At 63.9% G+C, this 18,377-nt stretch carries 18 protein-coding genes and 2 pseudogenes; 4 read left to right on the top strand and 16 right to left on the bottom strand.

What is annotated here, in order from left to right; genetic code table 11:
* Positions 1-202: 202 nt before the first annotated feature.
* The 11 genes and pseudogenes from AC5WS7_RS39175 to AC5WS7_RS39125 form a co-directional block, all read right to left on the bottom strand.
* The gene (locus AC5WS7_RS39175) at positions 203-448 is read right to left on the bottom strand and encodes a hypothetical protein (RefSeq protein ID WP_495959708.1); all 246 of its coding nucleotides are present in this window, start codon (positions 446-448) and stop codon (positions 203-205) included.
* A 2-nt stretch (positions 449-450) separates the two neighbouring features.
* Complete coding sequence (locus AC5WS7_RS39170; protein WP_495959707.1) at positions 451-906, bottom strand: FAD-dependent oxidoreductase; 456 nt, start codon at positions 904-906, stop codon at positions 451-453.
* Positions 906-1,240 (bottom strand): annotated as a pseudogene (locus tag AC5WS7_RS39165) (Rieske 2Fe-2S domain-containing protein). The gene AC5WS7_RS39170 and the pseudogene AC5WS7_RS39165 overlap by 1 nt, the downstream one beginning before the upstream one ends.
* Positions 1,237-2,406 (bottom strand): aromatic ring-hydroxylating dioxygenase subunit alpha, encoded by a 1,170-nt coding sequence (locus tag AC5WS7_RS39160; protein WP_495959714.1) that lies wholly within the window; start codon positions 2,404-2,406, stop codon positions 1,237-1,239. Before AC5WS7_RS39160 ends, AC5WS7_RS39165 begins: the two are co-directional and overlap by 4 nt.
* Before the next feature lie 506 nt (positions 2,407-2,912).
* Positions 2,913-3,683 carry an SDR family oxidoreductase gene (locus tag AC5WS7_RS39155; protein WP_495959706.1) on the bottom strand — a complete coding sequence of 257 codons (771 nt, stop codon included), beginning with the start codon at positions 3,681-3,683 and terminating at the stop codon, positions 2,913-2,915.
* Between the two features lie 496 nt (positions 3,684-4,179).
* On the bottom strand, positions 4,180-4,425 hold the full coding sequence (locus tag AC5WS7_RS39150; RefSeq protein WP_495959705.1) for a hypothetical protein: 246 nt from the start codon (positions 4,423-4,425) through the stop codon (positions 4,180-4,182).
* 6 nt (positions 4,426-4,431) lie between these two features.
* Positions 4,432-4,770 (bottom strand): annotated as a pseudogene (locus AC5WS7_RS39145) (LysR substrate-binding domain-containing protein); the annotation flags it as partial.
* A gap of 99 nt (positions 4,771-4,869) precedes the next feature.
* Positions 4,870-5,040 (bottom strand): hypothetical protein, encoded by a 171-nt coding sequence (locus AC5WS7_RS39140; RefSeq protein WP_495959704.1) that lies wholly within the window; start codon positions 5,038-5,040, stop codon positions 4,870-4,872.
* A 1-nt stretch (position 5,041) separates the two neighbouring features.
* Positions 5,042-5,749 carry an IclR family transcriptional regulator gene (locus AC5WS7_RS39135; RefSeq protein ID WP_495959703.1) on the bottom strand — a complete coding sequence of 236 codons (708 nt, stop codon included), beginning with the start codon at positions 5,747-5,749 and terminating at the stop codon, positions 5,042-5,044.
* A gap of 116 nt (positions 5,750-5,865) precedes the next feature.
* Complete coding sequence (locus AC5WS7_RS39130) at positions 5,866-6,636, bottom strand: polysaccharide deacetylase family protein (protein ID WP_495959702.1); 771 nt, start codon at positions 6,634-6,636, stop codon at positions 5,866-5,868.
* Entirely contained in the window at positions 6,633-7,937 is a 1,305-nt protein-coding gene (locus AC5WS7_RS39125; protein ID WP_495959701.1) for an MFS transporter, read from the bottom strand. Before AC5WS7_RS39125 ends, AC5WS7_RS39130 begins: the two co-directional genes overlap by 4 nt.
* A 216-nt stretch (positions 7,938-8,153) precedes the next feature.
* On the opposite strand from AC5WS7_RS39125, the gene AC5WS7_RS39120 reads away from it, so the two are divergent.
* From AC5WS7_RS39120 to AC5WS7_RS39105, 4 genes are read left to right on the top strand one after another with little or no spacing between them, the layout of a single operon-like run.
* Complete coding sequence (locus AC5WS7_RS39120) at positions 8,154-9,167, top strand: LacI family DNA-binding transcriptional regulator (RefSeq protein WP_495959700.1); 1,014 nt, start codon at positions 8,154-8,156, stop codon at positions 9,165-9,167.
* A 9-nt stretch (positions 9,168-9,176) separates the two neighbouring features.
* Positions 9,177-10,160, top strand: a complete 984-nt coding sequence (locus tag AC5WS7_RS39115) for a C-terminal binding protein (protein ID WP_495959699.1) — start codon at positions 9,177-9,179, stop codon at positions 10,158-10,160.
* On the top strand, positions 10,157-11,476 hold the full coding sequence (gene eno, locus AC5WS7_RS39110; protein ID WP_495959698.1) for a phosphopyruvate hydratase: 1,320 nt from the start codon (positions 10,157-10,159) through the stop codon (positions 11,474-11,476). The genes AC5WS7_RS39115 and eno overlap by 4 nt, the downstream gene beginning before the upstream one ends.
* Complete coding sequence (locus AC5WS7_RS39105; RefSeq protein WP_495959697.1) at positions 11,473-12,219, top strand: alpha/beta fold hydrolase; 747 nt, start codon at positions 11,473-11,475, stop codon at positions 12,217-12,219. Before eno ends, AC5WS7_RS39105 begins: the two co-directional genes overlap by 4 nt.
* Positions 12,220-12,503: 284 nt before the next feature.
* Here AC5WS7_RS39105 and AC5WS7_RS39100 read toward each other — a convergent pair whose 3' ends face one another.
* The 5 genes from AC5WS7_RS39100 to AC5WS7_RS39080 form a co-directional block, all read right to left on the bottom strand.
* The gene (locus AC5WS7_RS39100; protein ID WP_495959696.1) at positions 12,504-13,505 is read right to left on the bottom strand and encodes a phosphotransferase family protein; all 1,002 of its coding nucleotides are present in this window, start codon (positions 13,503-13,505) and stop codon (positions 12,504-12,506) included.
* A gap of 105 nt (positions 13,506-13,610) precedes the next feature.
* Positions 13,611-15,014, bottom strand: a complete 1,404-nt coding sequence (locus AC5WS7_RS39095) for an aldehyde dehydrogenase family protein (RefSeq protein ID WP_495959695.1) — start codon at positions 15,012-15,014, stop codon at positions 13,611-13,613.
* A gap of 10 nt (positions 15,015-15,024) precedes the next feature.
* Entirely contained in the window at positions 15,025-16,173 is a 1,149-nt protein-coding gene (locus tag AC5WS7_RS39090) for an NDMA-dependent alcohol dehydrogenase (protein WP_495959694.1), read from the bottom strand.
* 503 nt (positions 16,174-16,676) lie between these two features.
* Positions 16,677-17,552: a fumarylacetoacetate hydrolase family protein gene (locus tag AC5WS7_RS39085; protein ID WP_495959693.1), complete on the bottom strand. Its 876-nt coding sequence runs from the start codon at positions 17,550-17,552 to the stop codon at positions 16,677-16,679.
* Entirely contained in the window at positions 17,553-18,317 is a 765-nt protein-coding gene (locus AC5WS7_RS39080; protein ID WP_495959692.1) for a VOC family protein, read from the bottom strand.
* Positions 18,318-18,377: the final 60 nt, after the last annotated feature.

The raw sequence follows: 18,377 nt of genomic DNA, 5'->3' as shown, positions 1-18,377 counted from the left end.
TAATCCTGCCGCCGGATCTTCGAGCCGACGACGAAGTCGCGGATCGGTTGGGCGTTCTGGTTGCGCCAGCGGATGTAGTCGCCGATCTCGATATCCTGCTCGGCGCGGGTGCGGTGGTCGAAGCCGTTGAGCGTAAAGTACAAAAGCGCGGCAAACTCGCCCTCGATGCAGTTCAATCAGGACGAATACGCTGGCAGAAATACTAGCTCCACATCGTGGCCGACGCACCATTCACACACTTCCCCTCGTTTGTGAACTGAGTAGTTGCCCACAACCAGATACAGGCGTCCACTGGCCAGCGTGCCTGCAACGATTGCACGAACGCCAAGAACTCTTCGCGAAGAATTCCGGATCGTTGCTGACCTTCCACGTTTTCGTGGATTGCCACGGCTTTGAGGATCCGACGCAGCGTTTCGCGGCTGTCGGCGATCTCGTTGCCGCGGAACACTTCTACCAGTTTCGACAGACTCCACGCCGAGAACGGCCAACCCATGTTGCGGGGCAGCACCGGGCGATCTGACAGGTTCGGTCACGCGTGGCCGTGTCCGTCTTCGGTCCAACGCCTCCACACCCACCGGTGGCCAATACCACGCGATCAGCGGGCAGGACGCGGCCGTCGCTCAGTTCGACTCCGCCCTCGGTGGGCCGCAGCGCCGTGGCGAGGGTGTGGTTGCGCAACAGGATGCCGTTGTCGTCGTGCCACTCCGGCTGCTGCAGCGCGATCTGCTTCAGATCCTTGGCACCGGCAACGTATTCCTTGGACAACGGCGGGCGGTCGTAGGGGAACTCCCCAGCGTCGATGAGCGTTAGTTCTCCGGTGTAGCCGCCGGCGCGCAGGGCCGCGACGGTACTGACCCCCGCGACTCCTCCACCGACGAGGACGATGCGCTCCACACCACTGGTCATCACGGAACCTCGTTCGGGAACAGGTAGACCTCGCCGTCGCGAACCTCGACCCGTTGAGGGCGGGCATCCTTTGGGGCGGGCAGCCCGTCGACCGCGCCGGTCTTCAGGCAGAACTTGCTCAAGTGCAACGGCATTCGACGTGGCCGTCCTCCACCCAGCCCTCGGCCAGCGAGGCCTCGGCGTGAGTGCAGGTGTCACCGAGTGCCCACACCGTGCCGTCGTCGTCGCGCAGCAAGGCGATGTTGTCGTCGGTACCGATCGTTGCCTTGTCGATGGCGATCCCTTCGCCTTCGGGGATGTCATCGAGTGCCGCGACGCGAATTCCGGTGGTCATGACTTCTCCTCGTGCCAGGCGGGGGTGTTCATCAGCTCACGCCAGCGGGCGTAGAACGCGCGCCCTGCGGCGTCGCTGTAGAGCTCGCTGGTTTTGCCGGGGTATCGGCCGTCCTCGTGTTCGGAGCCCATTCCCATTTGATAGTTCAGCGCCACACCGTTGGTGATGAAACCGCGCGAGATTGCCTGGACCTCGCTCCAGTTCTCCCCGTCGTCCTGCTCGAAGATGCCACTGGGACCGAATGTCCGCAGGTTGTAGAGCCGCTGGGCCTCGCGCACCTCCTCTGGCATCGACTTGTCGACAATGGTCGACGCCCACACCTCCATACGGTCTGGCCCCTTGGGGTGCCAGATGCGAATGGAGCCGTTGACCGGCAGGTAGGAGAAGTTCGGGAACACGGTGGCGTGGCCGTTGGTGAGCGGGCCCTCGACGCGGGCGTCACCGAGGCGCTCGCGCAGCGCGTCGTAGTCGACCCACTCATGCACGGTGGGCGCGTCGAAGCGGTTCTTCTGATGGACGGGGAAGCCGGCGCCGTGACCGTTCGGGTCGACGTACTGACGCCCGGTGCGGTGCACGATCTCGTCCTTGGCCTTGCCCTGGGGCGCGAGCACCGTCAGCGCCGAGGCGTGACTCATGTTTACGTGGTACCAGTCGGTGGCGAACTGCTCAGCCGATAGCTTCCAGTTTCCCTTGAGCACCCACTTGTGTACCCCGCCCACCACGACAGTGCCCTGCTCATCATGATCGAGCATGGCGTCCATGTACCAGGCCATATCGCCGAGCGCCTCACGCAGCGAGACCGGCTCCGGATTCCAGGTGCCGAAGATCAGCCCGTTGTAGATCTGCACGTGCGGGACCTCGACCAGGCCCCAGTCGTTGACATCGAACGACTCCGGGTAGCCCTCCTCGTTGGGGACGCTGATCAGCTTGCCCCCGAGGTCGTGGGCCCACCCGTGGTAAGTGCGGGTGAAGTTCCTGGTAGCGCCGAAGTCGGCGCGGCACACCCGCGCACCGCGGTGCCTGCACGAGTTGAGGAACACGCGGATGCTGCGGTTCTTGTTCATGGTGACGATGACCGGGTCCTCACCCATGTACGTGGTGAAGAAGTCCCCTGGCTTGTGGAACTGGTCGGTGTGGGCGAGGAACAGCCAGCTCGGAGCAAAGATCCGGCGCATCTCATGCTGGTAGATGGCATCGTCGGTGAAGATCGCCGGTCCAGCAGCCCCCTCGATATCGACAAGCCCGGACACGTCCAGATTGCTGGTCATCGTGGCTGGACGGCGGAGGGCACCGCGCGGCGCGGCGGTCGCGACACAACGTGGCGGTTCACAGGCTCCGCCGCACGCCCCGGACTCGGTGGCAGGTCGGATGGTGGAGGTCATAACACCCAGACAACCTGCCGCCGCGGCGCTCCTCCAGTGCACGTTCCGCTCTAGGAAACGCCCGCTGGGATCGATGTCGCACGGTGGGCAGCCGGAACCTCAGACCGGACGTTGCCTCCGAAGTCGGATAGCTCATCAGCGCCGCATGTCCGTCGACCGTCAAGCCCGTTCGATATCGGTGGCACGTGGCAGGTCAACACTTCACCGAGCAAACCCAGCGCGAGGTCTTCGAGTCAGCAATCGGCGACGACCGATACCGAATGAGCCGTGTCCAGTCCGATCGTCACACATCAGCCCTCCTCGCGATTCCCCGATACGCCGTCGCGATCGTAGTGCACCAGGCCCGCCGTCTCACCACCGTCCGCGACGAACTCCGCGCCGGTGGAGAAGCTCGATTCGTCGCTGGCGAGGAAGAGTACCAGGGGGCTCAGCTCAGTCGGTTCGGCGGCCCGGTGCAATGCCACATGGCTCTGTGGTGCCTCGATTCCCCCCGCCATCGGCGTCAGTACGAGTCCAGGATGAACAGAGTTGACGCGAATGCCGAAACGACCGAGGTCGAGCGCAGCGGCCTTGGTCAACCCCCGCACACCGAACTTGGACGCGATGTAGGCCGGCGCGGCTTCGAAGCCTTGTAGTCCGGCGATGGACGAGACGTTGATGATCGATCCACGACCGCTTTCCTTGAGGGCGGGAACGGCCGCCCGCATGCCATGGAAAGTGCCGGTGAGGTTGATCGAGATAATCCTCTCCCAGTCGTCGATCGGGTAGGCGTCGATGCTCCCGAAGCCCGCGATGCCCGCGTTGTTGACGAGGACGTCCAGGCGGCCGTAGTGGTTCAACGTGGCCGCCACCGCGGCCTCCCAATGCTCGTATCGGGTGACGTCGAGGTGGACGTAGGTGGCGTCGGGGCCGATCTCGGCGGCCAGCGCGGCCCCCTCCTCGTCCCGAACGTCAGCCACGACGACTTTCGCCCCCTCCTTGGTGAGGAGCCTGGCATGCGCGGCGCCCATACCCCGTGCTGCGCCACTGATGAGGGTAACTTTTCCACTGACTCGTCCCATGTTCTTGGGTGGTCCTTTCGTTGATCTACGCGGGAGTTCCGGGAATCGTGCGCAGGAGGATGCGGGATGGAGACCGTGGTCCGAGTGCCCGCCCTGCTGGTGGTGGTCGCCGAAGAAAGAGGACTCGCCTGGTATTCGGGTCACGTCCCAGCGCGGGAAGTGACTGTCCCATGCTCAGGGTGTCCGAGGGTGTCAGTTCGACCGCGCCGCTGGCGACGAGCAAAGCAAGCGCCACCCACGCCGGTCAACACCCTACTGAGTAACCTATCTATCTACATCGCTTTAACGGATCGCTAGTCGTCTGTAGAATACCACGTTGACTAGGCGGTGGCCATCGAAAGCATCGGGCGAGAACCTGATGTGGCTACCCTCAGTAATCGTCGAGAGTGATGACGATCTGCGCAGCATCCTTGCGAGCGCAGGCGTCGGGCATTGCGGCCTAATATTCGACAGTCTACGAGAACTACTTATGCGAGTTGTAGCACATCACTCGGTCCTACCTCGGTCGAGTACCGGAGCAGCCGGGATCAGGCGCATCGTATGGCCCGGCCACCAGGGTGGCCGTGGGCACCTTGTTTTCGATGACGAGTTCGCGGAACGCCAGGCCCTCGTAGCTCATGCGGGACTGGGACCGCTGCAGCAGCATCGACCAGCCCAGGCCCTGCGCGACCAGTGCCCGGACTCCCTCGATGCTGGCCGTCCGGTAACCGACATCCGGATCGATACCTACATCTCGCAGCACGCCACGCTAGAACCGAGCGCCGCCGGTGATGTCGATACTGATGAACGACAGGTCCGACAAGGTGGTGAGGTCGATCGAGGAGACGTCGGGCGGAACCAGCCGCTCAGCAACCAACGCCCGGGGTCGAGGGGTAAACAGCTCGGCGACCTCGAAACCGTCCGGCAGGCCGAAGTCGTAGAGCACGATGACGTTACACCGGCTGGCAGCGAGCATGTCCTGCACCGTCTCGTCCATGCCCTCGATGAACGACAGGCCGACGGCGGGATGGCGGGCCGAGAAGCCCGTCATCAGATGCGGGAGAAACGTCGGGATAAGGGCCGGGCCGATGCCGATCCGCACCGAACCGGAGACCCCGTCGCCAACATCCGTAGCATGCCGCTCGAACTCGCGAGCCTGCCTACACGATCGCGCGGCCTTCCGGCAGCAGCGCCTCGCCGGAGGGGGTCAAGGCGGCACCGCGTGCCCTGACGCGATGGAAAGCATTGCACCGATGAGGCTCTTGAGCTCGGTGAGCGCGATGAAGATCATCGACTCCGATACAGAAGGCTGGCGGCTGCCGCCGCGATAGTCCCGTGCTCGACGACGGCGACGAAATACTCCAGCTTGACGCAGCATGTCAGACACTTTGCAAGCTGGGCAAACTCGCCGGCGGATCGGCGAACTCCGCAGCGATCGCTCGCGCGGCTTTGACCACGGGCACAGCCAGTTTGGCCATGTTCTCGTCCCGCCCGGTCGGCATGACGACGCTCAGCACTCCGATACCGCGCTCACCCGCGACGATCGGCGCGGCGACGCCATGCACCCCTCGGCGCAACTCGTCGCGGCCGTACGCCCAGCCCGTCTTCCTAACCTCGCGCAGCTGACGGCGGAGCTTGTCGGGATCCGCCGCCCTCTCGACAACCGAGTCGATGGTGGTCTTGTCGAGATGAGCAAGCAGCGCGCGACCCAGCGCCCCCTGGTCGAGCGGGGACCGCCATCCAATCTCGTACTCGATGCGTAACGCCTGATTACGAGGCAATACCTGGTCGAGTGCTACGACTTCGACACCGTCGAAACCCGAAAGAGCCACCGTTTCACCCGTCATTTCGGCGAGTTTCTCCATGTGCGGGCGCGCCACGGTAACCATGGACCGGCCGAGGGAGCGGGCGAATCGCGCGAGGACGTATCCGCCGCTGTACTTGTCCTCTTGGTCGCGCCGGAGAATTCCTCGCTCGAGCAGCGTTGTCAACATCCGGTGCACAACCGTGCGATTGATCCCCGTCGCAGCGGCGATCTCCGATGCGGTCAGCGGCTTGTCCTCCACGGCCAGGATGACCGTCACCACCTGGTCGACGGTCCGTGATCCTTCCATCGCTCCCCTCACACGGGCTCGTACCTACGCATGGGCCCCGGCCAGCCTAGTTCAGTGTGATCGGGCGTGTTCGGACGCCCGATCATCACTCAGCCCTGAATCCCGAGAAGCTGGCGGCAGTTCACCACTCTCATCCGGGAATCGTCAAGCGCCAGCCGCAGCAGAGTCCGGACCACCTCGACGCGCTCCTCGTCGACGAACGTCACAAACGGGTGCAACGTCCACACCACCAGTCCACGGTTTTCGATCGCGTCCAGGAACTGCGCGCGCCAATAGGCCAACACCTGTGACGGGGAGAAAGGGCCCGACGGAAACCGGGTGTGGCCCACATACTGACAGAAATCGTTCATACCCCATCGCCAGGGAATCGACGGAAGGCCTCTCCGCAGCCGCACCACCTCCAACGGCTCCGATTCGAATCGTTCGCTGTCGATCGAGCTGTCGTAGCGGTAGCCCAGCTCGCGCAGCACATCCTCAGTTCGGCTGCCGCGGAAACCGCCAGGCGCGCGGAACCCTTCCGGCGATATTCCGGCCAGCCGGAGCGCGGCAGTGCCATCGTGCAGCAACACTTCGCGCTGATCGGGAGTCAGCTCTGCCCATCGCTCGTGCACCCACCCGTGCAGCCCGACCTCATGACCGCGGTCGACGATGTGACGCAGGGCGTACGGATGATGGATCGCGTTCCAGCCCTCCACGAAGAACGACGCCTGAACATCGAACTCTTCGAACAGATCGAGCGCGCAACCAAGCCCGTATTTGAGGCCGGGTTCGTCGGGATCAGGGCGTACGGCGAGTCCTTTGCCAACGTATCGGGCAGACCCCAAATTGTCGACGGTCAGGCACAGTATGGGGCCGCTCATGATGCTATGTCCTTGCCTTTCGTCTCCTTCACGAACAGCATCGTGAAGCCGATCAACAGGGTGAGTGCGATCGTATAAACCGGGAATACGTGATGTAGACCGTTGCTGTTAAGCCAGGTCCGAAGGTAGGGAGTGGTACCACCGGTGAGGGCGACGCCGAACGCGTAACTGAAACTGAAGGCCGTGCCCCGCACGCTGGAGGAGAACAGTTCCGCATACCACGCCGGGTTCATCGAACTCAGGGAGCCGAGGATGACAAGCCCACCCGCGATACCCACGAACAGGCTCAACGGGTTGGCGTTGAGCAGGCCGGTGAGCGGCACAAAGAGCAGGGACATGCCCACGGTGTAGATCCAGCCGTTGATTTTCCGGCCGAATCGATCGGCGGCAAGCGACCATAACGGGAGTGTCGCCAAGTAAAGGACATTAGCCCCGATCGCGATCCAGAACGTCATCGACGGATCAGCATGGTGTGCGGAGATCGCGTAAGCCGGCGCTGCCGGCCCGAACGTGTAGAACGTAACACTGGCGCCCAAGCTGAGTCCGAGCAACTTCAAGCACGCCAACCGGTTCTTCCAAATACCACGCAGAAGTGTTCCCCTTGCAACTTTGACATTGGTCGATTCCGGAAGATCTCGGCGAATAAAGATCATGACGCTCGAAACGACCGCACCGATCAGAAACGGAATCCGCCAACCCCAGGAAACAAGTTCCTGACGACTCAGCAAGCTCGAGAGCAGCGCGCCCAGCAACGTCGCGCTGCTGGTGCCGATGACCACCGCGGCTTGGATCGAACTCGCCCACAGCGCCCTGCGCTGAGGTGGAGCCACTTCCGCGAGATATACGGAGGCGGCACCAAACTCCCCACCCAGCCCGAATCCAGCAATCAGCCTGGCCAGCAGGAGCAACAGCGACGCGAAGACCCCGACTTGCTCGTAGGTGGGAGAAACGGCCACCAACAAGGTTCCCACGGAGGTCGTGGCAATCGATACGACAAGGGCGAACTTCCGCCCTCGGCGGTCTGCGAGCCACCCGAAGAACAGACCACCGATCGGCCGCATGACGAAGCCGACAGCGAAAACCGCCAATGTGGCCAGCAGCGCCGACGTCGGATTGGCCGGATTGAAGAACTGGGCGGAAAAGAATACAGCAAAGATCGCGTATATCGTCCAGTCGAACCATTCGACCCCGTTTCCGGCGGATGTCCCGAGCAAGATTCTCCAGGTGCGGCCTGAAGCTTGGGAAATATCAGACGTCATTTCGGTGGGCGTGGGCGGCGGACGGTCCGTTTCAGCGTTCATTTGCCCCACACCTCGACTCGCGGAGAGCGACAGTCTTGCCCACGGTGAATTCCATCCTGGACCCTCGCGAAGAGGGGCCCCTTCCTATCGAGGTCTCGTTCGCTGAACGAACGATGAAGTTCGGACAAGTGTCACCACCGCCGGCGTGCATGTCAATGATCAACTGGAGGGGTCCAGTCATGGTTATGCTATCGTTAGCATCACGAAGGGAGGACCGTGACCACTGCGAAAGACGTGGCGGCCAGCCTGGGCTTGTCTGTGTCGACGGTCGGTCGAGCCTTGTCCAACGATCCGAGAATCAGCGCCGAGACCAGAGCGCGCGTCGCCCGGGCCGCCGAGTCAATGGGCTACGTCGCGAATCGCGCGGCGCGCATGATGCGCGGGGCCTCCAGTGACATCGTGGGCGTCGTGGTGCCGGACATCAGCAACGGCTTCTACGCGACAATCGCGCACGCGCTGTCCGAAACGTTGGCTCGCAACGATTTTCAGTTGATGCTCGGCGAGACGGCCGACGACCGGACCGCCGAGCTCCGGCAGGTCCGCGGTTTCGCGGCCGCTCAGGTAGCGGGTGCGATCGTGGTGCCGACCGCACATCCGGCGACCGAGACCGTCCGCCTGCTGCGCAGGCTTCCGCATGTTCAGCTACTCCGCAGCGTCAGCTCCTTGGCTCCGACCTGGTTCGGCATGGACGACGACCGGTCCTTGCGCCAAGCGACCCAACACCTCATCGAGTTGGGCCACAGGCGGATCGCTTTCGTCGGTGGCGCCCCGGACCTGCCGACCGGCGCTGCCCGCCAGCGTGGCTTCACTGAAGCGATGGGAAGTGCCGGTATGACGGTGGATCCGGCTCTCGTCGTGCTCGGCGCGCCGTCATCGGTGGAGCACGGACGCGAGGCCGTGAACCGGCTGCTCGACCTGCCCGGTCCGCCCACCGCTTTGGTCACCGGATCCGTGCAGGCCACCCGCGGCGTGCTTGAGGAGCTGCGCGCTCGTGGTACGGACGTCCCCGGAGAACTGTCGGTCGTCGGGTTCGGCGACGAGCCAGGCTGGTCCTGGTGGGGACCAGGGCTCACCACGATCTCGCTTCCCGTTCAACAACTGGCGACGACTTGCGCCCTCTGGCTCCTCGATCGGATCCACACCGCGTCGTCCCCGGACGACGCGGCCTACTCCGCAACCTCACCCGGAGTAATCGTGCTCCGGGGCAGTACCGCACCACCCGCGCACTGAAAGGACAGCATGCCAGCACACCAGTCCACCGTCCTGCTCACCGACCGGGCATGGCCCGACGACCAGGTCGAACGCGAGATCATCACCGGCGCGGGATTCCGGTTCGTCACCGGACCCGCCGAGCCCGCTCCCGGGAACGCGATCCAGGAACTCGTTCGCGAGCACCGCCCGTCGGCGATCCTGACCTGTTGGGCACCCGTCACCCGCGAAACCATCCACGCATCGCCGTCGCTGAAGGTTGTCGCGCGCATGGGCGTAGGTCTCGACAACATCGACGTCCAAGCCGCCACCGACCACGGTGTCCTAATCACCAATGTGCCGGACTATTGCGTTGCCGAGGTATCGGACCACGCGATTGCGATGGCACTCGCGTGGTCCCGCGGCATCGTCTCCGCCGACCGTGCGGTCCGCGCCGGGCGGTGGGAGCCTTCTGCCGCACGCCTCCGTCGCCTGGGTGCACTGACCTGCGGGATCGTGGGCTACGGCCGGATCGGCCGAGAGACAGCCCGCAAGCTCCAGGCGTTCGGCTGCACCGTCGTGGCCTCCGACCCACACCCGCCGACCGATCGCTCCGTCGAGTTTCTCGATCTCGATACCCTGCTCGCCACCAGCGACATCGTGATCCTCCACACCCCGCTTGTGGCCGAGACTCAGGGGCTGATCGGGCGGGAACAGTTGGCTCGGATGCGACCCGGCGCTCTGCTCGTGAACGTCAGCCGCGGCGGCCTGGTGGACACCAACGCCGTCACAGAGGCACTGGCCAGGGGCCGACTCGCCGGGGCTGGTCTCGACGTGCTCGACACCGAACCCGAAGTTCCCACAGACCTACTCGCTCAGGAGGGTGCCGTGATCACGCCACACATCGCGTTCTCATCCGATCTGTCCCTGCTCGAACTGCGGCGCAGTGCCGCGGAAGAGGTCGTGCGGGTGCTCCGCGGCGAGACGCCACGCCACCCGCACAACGTCCCGGCCGAAACCGGGGTCGGCGCGTGAACGCGAGGCAGAGAGTCATCGAAAAGGTCAACGCACGCCAGATCCTGGACTCGCGTGGTCGCCCGACCGTCGAGGTCGACGTCACCCTGGACGACGGCACGCTGGGCCGTGCCTCGGTCCCGTCGGGTGCGTCCACTGGTACGCACGAGGCACACGAGCGGCGTGACGGCGACCCGGCCGAATACGCCGGGCTCGGCGTACGCGACGCGGTGCGCGCTGTCAGCGAGGAGATCTCACCGGCACTGCACGGTCGAGATGTCACCGACCAGGCCACCATCGACACGATCCTGCGCGACCTCGACGGCACGGCGAATCTCCGCAGCCTCGGCGCCAACGCGGTGCTCGGTACCTCACTGGCGGTGTGCCGAGCCGGCGCCCGGGCCAGCAGGAAACCCCTCTACCGGCGCATCGCCGAGCTGGCCGGGATCGACACCCCCGTGCTCCCCATGCCGATGGTCAACATCCTCTCCGGCGGACTACACGCCGGCCGCGGCATGGACGTTCAGGACTTCCTCTTCGTGCCCGCCAGCGCAACCGATAGCACAGAGGCGCTGCGCACGGTCGCCCGCGTCCGTGCGACCGCATCCGATGTCGTGGCCGCCCGCGGGCTCCCCACACTGCTCGCCGACGAGGGCGGACTCTCCCCTGCTTGCGAAAGCGGCCGCGCCGCACTGGCGCTGATGATCGAGATCTTCGAGAAGGCAGGGGTGACACCCGGCGACGAGGCCCTGATCGCGATCGACGTGGCCGCCCACTCTCTAGTAGATCCCGACGGGACGTACTCCTTCCCCCGCGAAGGCGTGGTCCGGACCAGTGCCGAAATGATCGACATGATCGAGGGCTGGGTTCGTGATTTCCCCGTCGTCTCCGTCGAGGACGGTCTTGACGAAGAAGACTGGGACGGCTGGACGATCTTGACCGACCGCCTCGGCGACCGGATCCGGCTGATTGGCGACGATCTGTTCACCACCAACGCCGAACGGCTCGAGCGCGGGATCGTCACGGGCGCGGCCAACGGGGTGCTGGTGAAGGTCAATCAGAACGGCACGCTCACCGGCACCCTCGATGTCGTCGCCCAGGCCCGGGCCGCCGGTTACGTCCCGGTCATCTCGGCGCGATCGGGTGAGACCGAGGACGACTTCCTCGCCGACCTCGCAGTCGGTACCGCCGCCGGGCAGATCAAGGTGGGCTCGCTGCGCTGCTCGGACCGGCTCGCGAAGTACAACCAACTGCTGCGGATCGCCGAGGACATCAGCCTGCCATTCGCCGGATCGCCATTACGGACACGCCACCAGGTCGAGGGGATACACGATTGACCGAGCTGGACGACGCCGTATTCGTGCTGGTTCACGGCGCGTTTCACGGCGGGTGGTGCTGGGAACGAGTCCGGCGACGCTTGACCCGTGCAGGCGCGCGGGTCTACACCCCATCGCAGACCGGGCTCGGTGACCGCCGCCATCTGTTGTCGAGGTCCATCACAATGGACACGTTCGTCGCCGACATCGTGAACCTCGTCGAGAGCGAGGAGCTGCACGACGTCGTCTTGGTCGGGCACAGCTTCGGTATGCGGACCGTCATGGGAGTCGCCGATCGTATCCCAGAACGCCTCGCGCATCTTGTTTCGCTTGACGGCGCCATCGTTTTCGATGGCCGCAGCAAGCTCGATGCGATACCAGCAGCTGATCGTAAGGCTCGCATCGCGGCGGCCGAGGAATACGACGGGGGCATCAGCGTCCCGCCGCCTCCCGCCATCCACTTTGGGTTGACTGAAGCGGCAGACATCGCGTGGGTCGAACGTAGGATGACGTCGCAACCGCTCAGCGTCGAAGCATCGCCGCTCGTCCTCCATCACCCTCCTGGCAACGGACTCGCGGGCACCTACGTCCGGTTCACGCAGCCCGGATACGGCGACCTCCTAAAGAGCATCGAGCACGCCCGCAGTCATCCTGATTGGCGCTACCTCGAAATTGCCAGCAATCACGAGGCTATCATCTCGGCGGCTGATGAGGTCTGCGAGGTTCTCGAAAGCATCGCCCGCCTTGTCACCACGAAATCGTGACCGAACCGGCCCCGGCAAACTGCGGCCGGTGTTCCTGGCATTGAAGGCGATTCCAGCTCCAGAGGCCGTCAGCGTGCCATTCGTCGACTCCATGTTCGACGCCGAAGGTGCGTTTTGTGGCAATGACGCACTCGGCCGCAGCTAAGTTGATGCTCGATGAATTGGCGCGATGGGAGTCCACGTTGGGTGCTCTCCGGGATTCTCAGCCTTAAGCCGGTTGGTGAAACCAAAGAGGCCCTGGGCGGCACGTACCCGCCAGGGCCTCTTTTGTCCCGCAGTGCGGATCAGCTGTTGTCGTACCATTCGTCGAGCACCGCCCGCAGGGACGTGCTCGACGCATCGAGCATGCGCCGAGCGATCGCGCCTACAGCGGTCCTGTCCGGATCGGACAGGTAATCGACCGGCGAAGCGCCGTCGATCCTGGCCAGGATCAGGGCGGGCAAGAGTGTCGCCGCCCTGGATTCGAGGGTTTCAGGTTGCTCCCAGGTCACCTGTTGCTGGTACTCGGTGCGGAAAGCCATCGCCGCCGCGCGCAGCTCACCCACACGCTCGGGCCGGACGCGAGCCTTGAGCACAAGGTGCACCAGGCAGAAGGCGACGTCGAAGGCCGGATCACCCCACCACGCGCACTCGGCGTCGAGGAAAACAGGCCCAGTCGGGCCGACGAGAATGTTCTTTGGACTGACATCGCCGTGCACCAAGGCGAGACGGGTACCGGCCGTGCGCTGGGCGAGCTCCTCGAGCCGGTCGGACACAGCCGGATTCCGGCCCGCCGTGACCCGTAGATAAGGATCCAGGCGCAGCGCCGCGAAATTCGCGTCGTTCGCGAAATCCTCGGCAAGTTCCGGTTTGGCGGATGAGAGCTGGTGCAGGCTCCCGAGAATTCTGCCGACCGAGGCCGCTACGCCGACGTCGACCCTTCCAGCCATCAGCTCACTCTTCCATGAGGGGAAGCGATCGGCCGGTAGGTACTCCATCGCAAAGAAACCAAGGCCTGGGTCATTAGCGAGCAAGCTGGGCACAACGCCTGGAAACACTCCGCCGACAAAGGAGAGCCAGGCATACTCTGCGGCATTCCGCTCCTTCGGCGCATGCCACTCGTCCGCGACCCGCAGTTTCTCGAGTGCGCCCTTGACGCACAACTCCCGATCGGGCAACCGAACCAGCCACAGGTCAGACGAAACGCCGCCGGTCAACGGCTCCCACAGGCCTTCCTCGGACGCATCCAGAAGACCGCTGGCACGAAGGAAACGCTTCGCGAGAGCCAATTCTTCACGATCACTCACTTAACGCCCGTCCCGGTGCGCGTGTCCAACATCACCACTCCTCAAAGCCGTCGCCAGCTGACATCTCAGATACGCCGCCCCACCGAACCACACGAGTCCGCAGGCCTAAGCGGTGCCGTAGGTCTTGATATTGGCGAAATTGTCCAGGCCGATCCGGCCCAGCTCGCGTCCCACACCAGAACGCTTGGTGCCGCCAAACGGCACCTCGACCGGACCGGCCACGTAAGCATTGATACCGACGCTTCCCGTATCGAGTTGCCCCGCTACCCAGCGCGCCTCATCGGTGTCCTGCGCGAAGACGGTGCCACTGAGACCGTACGGCGAGCTATTCGCGAGTTCGACCGCTGCGTTCGCATCAGGAACCCGATAGATCATCGCCAGTGGACCGAACGCCTCCTCTCGGTAAATGCGCATGTCCGGTGTGATATCGGTGACGACGGCGGGCTTGAAGAACGCGCCTGGTCGATCGAGCCGCCCACCCGGCACCAGCACCGTCGCACCCTTGTCGATCGCGTCCTGATACTGCTCCTGCAACCGATCGGCTGCCTCGACAGTGGCCAGCGGTCCCATCGTGACGGCTGAGTCGAAAGGGTCTCCGATGACCTGCCCGTCGAACCCCGTGATGAACTGCTCGACGAAGGCGTCGGCGACCTTGTCGGTCACGATCAGCCGTTTCGGGGAGGCGCAGATCTGGCCACCTGCGACCAGCCGACACGCTGCCGCAGTCGCGGCGGCCTTGGCCACATCGGCCGAGTCCAGCACGATGAACGCGTCTGAGCCGCCCAGCTCCAGCACGACGGGCTTGATGTGCCTGGTGGCTTGTTCCCCCACCCGCGAGCCGGTCTCGTCCGAACCGGTGAACGTCACCGCACGGACCCGTTCATCGGCGATGTACGCCGACACCTGCCTGACCGATATGAGCGCCGTCTGGTACACGTCGGCGGGGAAACCCGCCTGGCCGAACAACTGCTCGAAGAGCAGCGACGATCCGGCCGAGATCTCCGCTGGCTTGAGCAGCACCGTGTTGCCGAGGACGAGATTCGGTGCGGAAACCCGTGCGGCCTGGTAGATCGGTGAGTTCCACGGCTCGATGGCCAGCACGACGCCGACTGGTTCGCGGCGCGTGATCACCTTGGTGAAACCGGAGACTTGCAGCTCCTCGTCGCCCAGCAACTCCTCGCCGTGCCGGGCATAGAAGCGGAACATGTCCGCGGCCATGGACATTTCGCCAACCGAATGAGCCAGCGGTTTGCCCATCTCCAAGGTCGTCAGGCGGGCCAGCTCGTCAGTGTTGGCCTCGATAAGCTCCACCATTTTGCGGTACATCCGCACTCGATCCGGGACAGGCGTCGCTCGCCAGCCCAGGTAGGCTGCGTGCGCTCGGCTCAGCATTTCCTTGGCTTGCGCGTCGGAGAGGGTCGGGAATTCCCGCACGACCTCATTGGTCGCAGGATTCACGGTGAGATAGGCGCCCGTGCCCGACCTTCCTGGGGTGACAGTCGCAGTCATTTTCCTCTCCTCATTTCGGAACGACACTGTTCTCGTGTGCTGTGAAGTCGATGACCCCACGAATGATCCGGCCGGCGCGCATGTCGTCGTAGGCGACATTGATCTCGTCCAGCGTGTAGACGCTGGTGACCAGCTCGTCGAGCTTGAGCTTGCCCGCACGATAAAGATTCAAGAGCATCGGCATCGCCTCGCGCGGCGACTTCATGCCGTAAAGGGCACCCTGAATTCGCTTCTGGAACATGGCGAGGCTGAACCCATTGATCCCCGGAAGAGGGCTGTCATCGAACTGTGAACTGACGCCGGTCACCACTAGAGTGCCCCCCTTTCGGACCGCCTGGAAACCTTTGCCGAGCAGTTCGTTGCGGACGATTCCGGCGCATAGGATCACCACGTCGGCGCCCTGTCCATTGGTCAGCTCCAGAATGCGCGGCATCGCCTCGGTGATCGACTCTGCCGACTCCGTCGCCCCAAAATCGGCTGCCCACTTACGTTTCTGCTCCACGGGGTCCACCGCGATAATATGGCTGGCACCGCTGAGTTGGGCGCCCTGAACCGCGTTCATGCCGACGCCACCGACCCCGACGACCGCGACCACGTCGCCTCGCTGGACGTTGCCCGCTGTCGTGGCCGATCCGAACCCGGTCTGCACGCCACAGGTCACCAGGCACGCAATGCCCAGCGGAATATCCTTGTCGATCTTGACGCAAGACAACTGGTCGAATACCTGGTGCTGGGCAAACGTACCGAGCAAGCTCAAGGTCCCGATATCCGCGCCGTCCGCAGAATGCATCCGGAACGTGCCGTCGAGCTGGTTCCCCTCCAGGATCAACGCACCGTTGTCGCAGAGGTTCTGCATTCCGCTTGCGCACCAACGACATTTCCCGCAGCCGGGAATGAAGGCCGTGATCACATGATCGCCGATCGCTAGATCCTGCACACCTGGCCCGACCTGGAGCACGACGCCGGCACCTTCGTGACCCCCGACAATCGGCAGGTGCCCGGCTACCGCATCACCTTGCACGAGGTGATCATCGCTATGGCACAACCCGGTTGCAGCCATCTCGACGAGTACCTCACCGTATCCGGGCTCGTCGAGTATCACTTCCTCGACATTCCAGCGTCCCGGTGACTGGCGCAGCACTGCTGCTCGTGTCTTCATTTTTCTGGCTATCCTTCCAACAATGTTCCCGCCGGAACCTCGAGCACCAACGTGATGCGGGTCTCCTCGCCCACCCTCCGCGTGATGTGGCCTCTTCCTGTCAGGTCCTCGGCCAGGACGAACTCGCCGGGCTTGACTTGACGTCGTTCACCGCTACTGACCTGGATCTCAGCAGATCCAGCCAGATGAACGATGATCTGCCGACATGGCGCATTGTGCGGCTCGGTGTCCGAAGCCTCAGTCTGAACCAGTCGCCACGCCATCGATGAGACTGGGAACGCCTGGGTACGCCAGGCGAGCGAGCCAGCCGTCGCCGATCTGATCAAACTCGTGGGGACATGCGATTCGCGGAAATACGAGTTGCCGTCGGAGCCCGTATATACCCGGAGGAGAAGCATTTCCGGCCCAGGCTCGGCTGGGCCCCTTTCCTCGGGCTGACCAGACCTGGCCGTTGTCGGCTGTGATGATTTCCGATCCATACCGGCACGCTCCCTTGCGTGATTTCACTGCTGACGCGCGGACGCCCAGCTGGCACCCCGGCCACCCTGATCGTCGTATTTCTCGCACGTGATGGAGAACGCGCCGATGCCGTCCAGCTCCGATCGCACCACGTCACCGGGGCGCAGAAAGGCAGGCGGTTGCCTGCTCGAACCCACACCCGCAGGAGTTCCGGTGAAGACGAGGTCGCCGGGAAGGAGCGGTGTCACGGCCGAGATCAGCTCGATCAGTCCCGGGACGTCATGGATCATCTCAGCTGTGGTGCCGTCCTGGCGCAGTTCGTCGTTCACCCAGCACCGCAAGCCGATGGCATCTCGGTTCGCGAACTCGTCGGGCGTTACCAGCACGGGACCAGCCACGGTGAACCCGGCGAACGACTTGGCCAAACTGAGATTGCCGGCTCGTTGCACATTCCGGGCTGATAGGTCTTGCCCGCCGGTGACGGCCGCAACGTAGTCCCATCCCTGGCGTGGTGTGACCCGGTCGGCCTTCCGTCCGATCACGACGACGAGTTCGACCTCGTAGTCGACTTCCGCACTGATCAAGCCGACCGCGTGCCCAGGGCCGGCCAGGCTCGACGGAAACTTGGTGAAGATCACCGGGAGGTCGGCGGATTTCTTGCCGGTCTCCGCGACGTGCGCGGCATAGTTGTAGCCCACGCCGAAGATCTGACGAGGCGCGGGATGTGGCACGCCGAGATCGGTACTCTCGAAGGGCTTTCCGGCATTGGGCGAAATTTCATGGGCCCACCGAACGAACTCCGCCCAGTTATCGAACACACTCAGAAAGTCGGAAAACCTTCCCCCGCTAGCTTCGGGAATCGAGACGGCATTATCCCCATGCAGAACCGACGGGACATCGGCAACAGTGGCGAGCCGCATCTAGAAACTCGCATGTGTCGGCAGGTCGGCGTCGCCCGCAGTGGTGCCACTTGGATACCGCCGCACCGTGTCGTCGCTGGTGGGTTTCCATTCGTCGTTGCTCGTATGGTCCCCGGCGAGCCACCGCTCGAGCTCGGAATGCGCGTCCGTAGCCCGCTTCGCCATGACGTCATCAATGAAGTCCGCATCGACGGTGAGTTCGATGTTGAGCCCGTCCGGAGAAGAAACGTACAGCGAATGACACCAGCCATGGTCCTTCGTGAAATGCTCCACACCATCCGCGACCAGGTGCTGGTGCGCTTCTTCGAACGTAGCCGCATCGACGCGTAGTGCGATGTGATCGAACCGGTTGAGCTGGTCGGTCAGGTAGGTCTGGGCGTACGGTTCCGCCATCTGGAAGAACGCCAGCATGTTCCCGTCGCCCATCTCGTACAACGTGTGCGAGAACTTCAGGCCCGGCTCGAGCGTGGACTCATCAGTGAATGTGGCGACCAAGGGCAGTCCGAGAAGATCCTCGAAGAAATGCCGATTGGCCTCCTGATCGCGCACGACCCAGCCCGTGTGATGCAGGCTCGTCGGCCGGCGACGCCGATCCGTATCACCCGGTTCCAACGTGGTCACATCCTCCGACACCGACATCTTTGTCCTCCTTGCCCGGCGGAGCGAAAACGAGGTCGTATGTCGCACCGCACCGTGTTCGCTAGGCGAACTTGCGTGTTCGCTTTCCATAGGTAGAGTGACGCTCAGTTCGTCATCTGTCAACATCGGCTCTCGGCGTGGTCGAAGTACCCCGGGGTCCCGGATGAGTCACTCGACAAAGGAGCA

The organism is Nocardia sp. PLKS1-43 (genome assembly GCF_059510335.1).
Note: the sequence above shows the minus strand (reverse complement) of the source record. Positions and strands in the feature narration are given on the sequence as shown.